This window comes from Ruminococcus sp. OM04-4AA (assembly GCF_003462585.1).
GTDB classification, from domain to species: Bacteria; Bacillota; Clostridia; order Lachnospirales; family Lachnospiraceae; genus Mediterraneibacter; species Mediterraneibacter faecis.
This window is the reverse complement of sequence record NZ_QTZH01000121.1, coordinates 1-2,318: the sequence shown is the minus strand read 5'-3', so window position 1 is coordinate 2,318 and position 2,318 is coordinate 1. Positions and strand designations below refer to the sequence as shown.

General features: G+C 39.5%; 2 protein-coding genes. Both read right to left on the bottom strand.

The genetic code is table 11. The features are described 5' to 3' along the window. Positions 1-64: 64 nt before the first annotated feature. Positions 65-1,663: an RHS repeat-associated core domain-containing protein gene (locus tag DXB52_RS15460; RefSeq protein WP_118108011.1), complete on the bottom strand. Its 1,599-nt coding sequence runs from the start codon at positions 1,661-1,663 to the stop codon at positions 65-67. Continuing rightward, complete coding sequence (locus DXB52_RS15455; RefSeq protein WP_472520533.1) at positions 1,664-2,125, bottom strand: DUF6560 family protein; 462 nt, start codon at positions 2,123-2,125, stop codon at positions 1,664-1,666. Between the last annotated feature and the right edge of the window lie 193 nt (positions 2,126-2,318).

Genomic DNA, 2,318 nt, shown 5'->3' with positions numbered 1-2,318 from the left:
TATTCCTGATATAAAATCAAACAAATTGAAAAATTTGCTACCTCCCATGATATAATCATAACTTTTATTCATTATAGCATCCTCCCATCGTTATATCTAAAAGGAAATTGTCTACTATTCCAAAAAAATTATTTAACTGATTGCCAAAACTTTTCGTATAGTTTACCATTAACTCTTCAAGAATATTTTCATTTAATGTGCCAGCTTGTATCAACCCTCCAGGAAGGCTACACAACATTCCTAGTAATGCTGATTTTATACTATCTTCTCCAATCTGGCCCAAATTTTTATGATTATATCCATCTATCCTATCTAAACCCTCTGTAACAAAAGTACCCAATCCATTAGCTATACCACCAACAATAGTTCCAACAGGCCTAATACCCAAGCCACCCTGAATGCCACCACTTATAGCCCCTCCTATAAATCCATTTGCAAAATTTCCACCATTTTTAATATTAATAAAGCCATTTACTGTTCCTCCTATTGCTGCTCCAGAAGCAACTCCCATTAAAACTGTTCCGGCCACACCAGCTGTGTAAATTGATGCTACTGCAATTCCAGCAATTACTAAACTTGTTCCAACGACCTTAGCAATATCCTCTTTGTGATCTACTATCCATTGTCCAGCTTTCTTTCCAAATTTTTTTACATTATTGAGACTCTTAGTAATACCCTTTCCGATATCACTTAAACTAGGCCATTCACCATCTAAATCTACCAAGACCATCGGTGAATTAAAGCAGTAACTATAACGGTTCATACTGAACGGCAGATTCATAAAACCAGCAATCACATCCTGCCCTGCAAACCTGCCGTTCTCTGCCAGATATTCCCTTTCCTGGGCATAATACGTTCCCGCTGTCTCATCTCTTTGATAGCCCGTATATCCAAACGGCTGTATCTTCCCCTGGTTCTGATATAAATCTTCCCCAAAGACTCCATATCCATAGCTTTCCCTGAGGTTTCTGGCACTGTCCTCAATCCGAAGCGGGCTTCCCAGTTCGTCCTGAAGGTAATAGTTCCTTTCCCCATTCTCTTCATACGCTGCCACATTCCCGTCCCAGAAGTATCTCTGGCTCCGGTTTTCCTCTGTCCGCTCCAGAAGGTTATAATACTGCCTGGTCAGGTCCAGGGTATAGGTGATCTGCCGGCTGTTTCCGATTTCCATGCCGATCCTGCTTTGTGGGTCCAATTTCTCCAGCTTCTCTTTTGGAAGGACACCTTCCTGCTTTCCTATCCGGTGTCCCAGTCCGTTGTACTGGTATCTTGCCTGTTTTCCTGCCGCATCCACTGCTTCTTCCAGACGGTTGATGGCACCATAGACATACTGTTTTTTCCATGCCCCATTTTCTTGGATGCCGGTTAGGTTTCCTCTCTTATCGTAGCCGTACTCTTTCCAGACTTCTCTATGCTTTTCGCTCACCATCTGGTTGAGGATATTGTACTGGTACGAAGTCCTTTCGCCATTTTCTTCTTTCCATGTACGGTTTCCAAAGGCATCATATCCATACGCTGTCTGTATCTGTCCGTCCTTTTGGATTTCTGACAGTCTGCCCAATGCATCATACCCATAGCTGATGATCCGGCCTCCCTCTTTTAGTTCGAAAAGTCGTATCTGCTCATCATAGCCATAGTGCACGGTTTTTCCATCTGTATACAATTACATTCCTTCAGGATATATGATATTTTTCCCTTCTTTTTCCATTCGTTTCATAAAGTTAGAAAAATGCTCACACATTCCATCTACAAAAAAGGCTTTTTTCTTTCCCCCTTCCACATATATTTTCATTCCTCCTCTAGTCACTTTCCCATAACTAATATCAGAAAATTTCCAATGACGTTTAAAAATAAATGCTTTCACCACAGTAATATCATCACCATCTACAATGATATCCCATACCCCTTTTATAGGAGCTACCATGAGTAAAAAACCCGGAATTATTACAACTAATATAAAAATCACCATAATTGGTAATGGGATGTCCTGATTTTCTACTTGAGCAAAAACCAAGGCACCAATGACTATTATCATTACTATAGTTCCCAATCCTGCAAAATCTAGTGGAGCTCGTACGACAAATTTTTTCAATGCTCCTGTTTTTTTCCTACTTTTTTTGCTAATAAGTCCATTATTCCCGTTACAATAAATGCTACAATAAGAATTCTTAAAAAAAGCATACTCTTTCCTCCTACTATTCTAGGCATAATACAGCTTCTAGTTCCTCGTTTGTAATAGTTTTTAGCATTTTATCTAAAATTTGGTTGGTATAATTTTTTATTTCATTTGTTTCCGTTACCCATTCCTCCCCTTGATT